The following is a 5,900-nucleotide window of genomic DNA, read 5'->3' as shown; positions in this document are numbered from 1 at the left end:
AAATCGAAGCCCGCCTGCAGGCCCAGCCGCAGGTGCGCGAGGCCCTGGTGCTGGCCCAGGAAGGCGCGACCGGCCAGCAGCTGGTGGCCTACCTGATCCCCGCTGCCGAGGTAGCGCTGGAGCAGCAGGCCGGGCTGCGCGCGCAGCTGCGCGAACAGCTGAAGGAAGCGCTGCCGGACTACATGGTCCCGGCGCACCTGCTGCTGCTCGACCGGTGGCCGCTGACAGCCAACGGCAAGCTCGACCGCAAGGCCCTGCCCAAGGCCGATGCCAGCCTGTTGCAGCAAGGTTATCGCGCCCCAGGCAGTGAGCTGGAACAGCAGCTGGCAGCCATCTGGCAGGACGTGCTCAAGCTTGAGCAAGTGGGCCTGGACGACCACTTCTTCGAACTGGGCGGCCATTCATTGCTGGCCGTGAGCGTGGTATCGCGGGTGCAACTGGAACTCGGCCTGAGCCTGACCCCGCAACTGATTTTCCAGCACCCAACCCTGGCGAGCTTCGCCGAACAGCTGGCCCAGGCATCTGCGCCGGCGGACACACAAACACTCAGCAAGCTGTCGGCTCTGCTGGACGAAATGGAGGAGGTGTGATGGACACCGCAGTCGCCACGAAAATTGCTCAGCGCTTCATCAATCTGCCGCTGGAAAAGCGTCGCCAATACCTGCAGAAAATGCTTGAAGAGGGCGTATCCCCGGCCAACCTGCCCATTCCGCTGGTGCGCGACGACACCACCGTGGTGCCGTTGTCGTTTGCCCAGGAGCGCCAATGGTTCCTGTGGCAGATGGAGCCTCAGGGCACTGCCTACAACATCGGGGTCAGCCTGCGCCTGCATGGCCCGCTGAACCTGCAGGCCTTGCAAGGCAGTTTCGATGCGCTGCTGGCGCGGCACGAGAGCTTGCGCACCACGTTCACCCATGACAGCCGCGACGGTGGCCCACGCCAGCAAATCGCCCCACAGCTGACGGTAGCGATCGAATGCCGTGAGCGCGGTGTGGGCGATGAGCAGGCGCAGATTCAGGCCTTTGTCGAAGCCCACCGGGAGCAGCCGTTCGACCTGCAACATGGCCCCGTGTTGCGCGTGGCGTTGCTGCGCCTGGCGGCCGAGGACCATGTGTTCAGCCTGGTGGTGCACCACATCGCCGCTGACGGCTGGTCGCTGAAGGTCATGGTCGATGAACTGCTGCAGGGTTACAGTGCCTGCTGCCAAGGGCATGCCGTGGCTGTTCGGCCGCTGCCCATCCAGTACGCCGACTATGCCATCTGGCAACGGCGCTGGATGGAGGCCGGTGAGCGCGAGCGGCAGCTGGCCTACTGGCAAGCGCAGTTGGGTGGCCAGCAGCCGGTGCTGGAACTGCCCACCGATCGGCCCCGCCCGGGGCTGATGAGCTACCGCGGCGCACGGCACGACTTCAGCTTGCCGGCCGAACTGTGCCAACGCCTGCAAGACCTGGCCCGCCACGAAGGGGTGACCTTGTTCGTGCTGTTGCTGGCCGCGTTCCAGGCCTTGCTGCAGCGCTACAGCGGGCAGCAGGACATTCGCGTGGGTGTGCCTATCGCTAACCGCAACCGGGTAGAAACCGAAGGGTTGATCGGGTTTTTCGTCAACACCCAGGTGCTGCGCGCGCAAATCGAGCCGCAGCAGACCTTCCGCGCGCTGTTGCAGCAAGCCCGCCAGGCCGCCAGCGACGCCCAGGCCCATCAAGAGCTGCCGTTCGAACAACTGGTCGAAGCCTTGCAGCCGGGGCGCAGCCTGAGCCACAGCCCGTTGTTCCAGGTCATGTTCAACCACCAGCGCCAGGGCAATGGCCAGCAGGCCGCCAGCGACACAGCGCTGCGTATCGAGGCTTTGCCTGGCGAAACGCGCACCGCGCCGTTTGACCTCACCCTGGAAACCTTCGAAGCGCCAGGGCAGATCGGCGCTTCTTTCAACTACGCCACCGATCTGTTCGATGCCACGACCGTGGCGCGCATGGCCGGGCACTGGCTGCAATTGCTGGACGGCATCGTGGCGGACGCGGGCCAGCGAATCGCCGCGTTGCCACTGCTCAGCGACCGCGAGCTGGACGTGATCGGGCAAGCCTGGAATGACACGGCGGTGCCGGTTGCCGACGCCTGTATCCAGCACCTGATCGAGCAGCGTGCCCATGCCACACCGCATGCACCGGCCGTGCAGTTCGAAGACCAGACGCTGAGCTACCAGCAACTCAACGAACACGCCAACCGCCTGGCCTGGCGCCTGATCGAAGGCGGCGTGGGGCCGGACGTCAAAGTCGGGGTGGCCCTCGAACGCTCGCCACAGATGCTCGTCGCCTTGCTGGCCGTGCTCAAGGCCGGGGGTGCCTATGTACCGCTGGACCCCCACTACCCGGACGAGCGGCTGGCCTACATGATGGAGGACAGCGGCATCAGGCTGCTGCTGACCCAGCCGTCGCTCCAGGCACGCCTGCCGATACCGGCCACGGTCCAGTGCCTGTTGCTGGCGCCCGAGCACCCGCTGGGCAGTGGCTGCAACGTGGCAGCCTACAGTGTGCACAACCCGCAGCCGCACCTGTCGGCCGAGCACCTTGCCTACATGATCTACACCTCGGGCTCCACCGGCAGGCCAAAAGGGGTGATGGTGCCCCACGGCGCGCTGGTCAACTTCATCGCCAGCATGGCCAAGGCGCCGGGGCTGGCTACCGGCGACCGCCTGTTGTCCTTGACCACGTTCTCGTTCGATATCTTCGGGCTGGAGTTGTACTTGCCGCTGGTGCAGGGCGCCTGCGTTGTCCTGGCCGGTCCGGATACCGCACAGGACCCGCAGCGGGTGCTGGAGCTGGTAGCGCAGCAGTCAGTGACCGTGCTGCAGGCCACCCCTTCGACCTGGCGCATGCTGCTAGACAGCGGCCGCGGCGAGGTGCTGGCCGGCTGCACGAAGCTGTGTGGCGGCGAAGCGCTGAGCGATGACCTGGCCCAGCGGCTGCTGGCCCTGGGCGGGCCGTTGTGGAACCTGTACGGGCCCACCGAAACCACCATCTGGTCGGCGCTGCACCGCTTGCAGCCCGCCAGGCCGCAGGCGTTGCTAGGCAGGCCGTTGGACAATACCCGGCTCTACCTGCTGGGTGAGGACCTGGCGCCAGTCCCTGTTGGCGTTGCCGGCGAGCTGCTGATTGGCGGGGCGGGGCTGGCGCGCGGGTATTACCAGCGGCCAGGGCTGACCGCCGAGCGTTTCGTCCCCGACCCGTTCGCCGGGAACGGTGAGCGGCTGTACCGCACCGGCGACCTGGCGCGTTACCGGGCCGAGGGTGTGGTGGAATACCTTGGGCGAATCGACCAGCAAGTGAAGATGCGTGGCTATCGTATCGAACTCGGTGAAATCGAGGCACAACTGGCGCGTCATCCCGCCATTCGCGAAGCGGCGGTAGTCGCCCGGCCGGGGCCTGGTGGCCAGCAGCTGGTGGCTTACCTGGTGCCGCAGGACGTGGCCGTGGTCGACGATGCGCAAACGCGGGAGGCACTGGGCGAGGCGCTGAAGCGGCAACTGCGCAGCGTGTTGCCGGAGTACATGGTGCCGACCTGGACGACGTTCGTCGCAACCTTCCCCCACACCCCCAATGGCAAGCTTGACCGCAACCGCCTGCCAGCCCCTGACCTGAGTGTCGCCCGGGTGGCCTACCTGGCACCGCAGAGTGAGCTGCAGCAGCAGGTGGCGCAGATCTGGCAGGAGGTGCTGCACGTCGATCAGGTCGGCCTTGCCGACAACTTCTTCGACCTCGGCGGGCATTCGCTGCTGGCCACCCAGGTCACCGTGCGGCTGCGTGAGCAGTTGAAGCTGGAAACAGCGGTCAAGGCGCTGTTCACCACCCACGACCTGCAAACCTACTGCGCCGAGATCGCTGGTGCTCAGCCGCACACCCAGGCGGTCAACGATGCCTTGGCTAAATCCTTGGAGGCCCTCAAACGTCTATCAGCCGAAGATCTGGAAAATCTGATCTCTTGACAGGGGAAGGGCGTGCAAAAGTTAATCGAATCGGTAGCAACACTGTCGGCAAAGCAACGCAAGGCGCTGGCGGTGCTGCTCAAGCAGCAAGGTGTCGATCTGTACAGCGTGGCACCTGTTTTTCGACGCGATCCGACCGAGCCGCTTTCGCTGTCCTTCGCCCAGGAGCGGCAGCTGTTTCTTTGGCACCTTGAGCCAGACAGCGCCGCCTATCACCTGCCCAGTGCGCTGAACCTGCGCGGCGCACTGGACCTGGCTGCCCTGCAGCAAAGCTTCGATGCGCTGGTGGCGCGCCACGAGTCGCTGCGCACCACCTTCGCCACTGACGGTGAGCGCACCACACCAGTGATCCATGCCCCCGCGCCGGTGAGCATTGCCAGGCATACCCTGGCCCTGGCGCCCGGCGAGGACCGGGCGGCGCGGCTGCGCACCTGTATCACCGAAGAAATCCGCCAGCCGTTCGACCTGGCCCAGGGCCCGCTCCTGAGGGCCAGCCTGCTGTGCCTGGGGCCGGACGATCATGTGTTGCTGATCACCCAGCACCACATTGTCTCGGATGGCTGGTCGCTGGCGCTGATGGTGCAGGAGCTGGTGCACCTGTATCGCGCGTACAGCAGCGGCCAGCCAGCCAGCCTGCCGGCGTTGCCGATCCAGTACGCCGACTATGCCGCCTGGCAGCGTCAATGGATGGATGGCGGCGAACGGCAGCGCCAGCTAGCCTACTGGACCGCCCAGCTGGGCGGTGAGCAGCCTGTGCTGGCGCTGCCCGATGATCGCCCGCGGCCGTTGCACAGCAGCTACCGTGGCGCCCGCATCGACCTGCCACTGAGCCCGGCACTGGCCGATGGCCTGCGGCAACTGGCACGGCGCGAAGGGGTGACCCTGTTCATGCTGTTGCTGGCGACCTTCCAGTGCCTGTTGCACCGCTACACCGGGCAGTCGGACATCCGCGTCGGCGTGCCGGTCGCCAACCGCACCCGCAAGGAAACCGAAGGCCTGATCGGCTTCTTCGTCAATACCCAGGTGCACAAGGCCGACATCGATACGCACCAACCGTTCGTCCGCCTGTTGCAGCAGGTCAAGGCCACTGCGCTGGAGGCCCAGGCGCACCAGGACTTGCCCTTCGAGCAGCTGGTGGATGCGCTGCAGGTCGAACGCAGCCTGAACCGCAGCCCGTTGTTCCAGGTCATGTTCAACCATCGCAGCGCCGAGCGCCGGCTGCCAGGGGCCACACAGCTGCCAGGCTTGAGCGTGGAAGTGCTGGCGTGGGAAGAAGTGAACGCCCAGTTCGACCTGACCCTAGACACGGTCGAGACCGCGGATGGCCTGTGGGCATCGCTGACCTACGCCACCGACCTGTTCGACGCGCCAAGCGTCGAGCGCATGGGGCAGCATTGGCAGCATCTGCTGCACAGTGTGGTAGCCCAGCCGCAACAGCCGGTGGGCGAGTTGCCGATGCTTAGCCCGCAGCAGACGCAAGCGGTGCTGCATGACCTTAACGACACCGCCACCGACTACCCCGGCGACTGGCGCGTGCACCAGCTGTTCGAGGCGCAGGCGCGTCGCCAGCCGGACGCCACGGCACTGCTGTTCGGCGACCAGCGCATGAGCTACCGGGCGTTGAGCGAGCTGTCCAGCCAATGGGCGCACAAGCTGATCGAACAGGGCGTCGGCCCGGAAAGCCTGGTGGGTATCGCCGCCGAGCGCTCGCTGGAAATGGTCGTTGGCCTGCTGGCGATCCTCAAGGCTGGTGCCGCCTATGTACCGCTGGACCCGGACTACCCTGCCGAGCGGCTGGCCTACATGTTCGAAGACAGCGGCATCGAACTGCTGCTGACCCAGGCCCACCTGCGCGAGCAGCTGCCGGCGTTTGCCGGGCAGGTCCTGTTGCTGGACCAGCCCGGCGAACTGGGCGGTTACG

General features: G+C 66.2%; 3 protein-coding genes. All 3 read left to right on the top strand.

The features are described 5' to 3' along the window. Positions 1 to 590, top strand: a 590-nt coding sequence (locus BJQ17_RS29210; protein WP_256560065.1) for a phosphopantetheine-binding protein, incomplete at its 5' end; no start/stop codon positions are given. Continuing rightward, entirely contained in the window at positions 590 to 3,979 is a 3,390-nt protein-coding gene (locus BJQ17_RS29205) for a non-ribosomal peptide synthetase (RefSeq protein ID WP_003248426.1), read from the top strand. The genes BJQ17_RS29210 and BJQ17_RS29205, both read left to right, overlap by 1 nt. 12 nt (positions 3,980 to 3,991) lie before the next feature. Continuing rightward, positions 3,992 to 5,900, top strand: a 1,909-nt coding sequence (locus BJQ17_RS29200; protein ID WP_139139838.1) for a condensation domain-containing protein, incomplete at its 3' end; no start/stop codon positions are given.

The organism is Pseudomonas sp. NBRC 111139, assembly GCF_001753955.1.
Taxonomy (GTDB): Bacteria; Pseudomonadota; Gammaproteobacteria; order Pseudomonadales; family Pseudomonadaceae; genus Aquipseudomonas; species Aquipseudomonas alloputida.
The sequence above is the reverse complement of the archived record's forward strand: the minus strand, read 5'-3'. Positions and strand labels throughout refer to the sequence as shown.

Bases quoted from the DNA above. Each gene is read 5' to 3' on its own strand.
- BJQ17_RS29205 (WP_003248426.1), top strand. From the start codon at position 590: ATGGACACCGCAGTCGCCACGAAAATTGCTCAGCGCTTCATCAATCTG.